General features: G+C 48.4%; 1 protein-coding gene. It reads right to left on the minus strand.

Features of this window, described 5'->3' with window-relative positions:
* Positions 1–252, minus strand: a 252-nt coding sequence (locus GHO03_RS25445) for a hypothetical protein (RefSeq protein WP_218574341.1), incomplete at both ends; no start/stop codon positions are given.

A 252-nucleotide genomic window follows, 5' to 3' on the forward strand; every position in this document is an offset into this window, starting at 1 on the left:
GGAAAGGATGGCTGGTTGAAGGTGCTCAGTGTGCCAAGGGTGGGGGACGGTTGGCTATTTTTGCAGCGTCTCCCTAACTCTCCATTTTTGCTAAAGTTAATTTCAAAATTACGCTTTGCAAAGCTCTCAGTCTGTTGCAGCAATTTGAACATTGCGCCGCCACTATTTTGCATGGCTAGGCTCTGTACGTAAAGTATTGTCGCAAGCACCGCATAGCGCAGGCCAATGAGACCATCGCCGCAAAACTTGTTG

The organism is Pseudomonas sp. FSL R10-1339, assembly GCF_009600545.1.
Classification (GTDB): Bacteria; Pseudomonadota; Gammaproteobacteria; order Pseudomonadales; family Pseudomonadaceae; genus Aquipseudomonas; species Aquipseudomonas bubulae.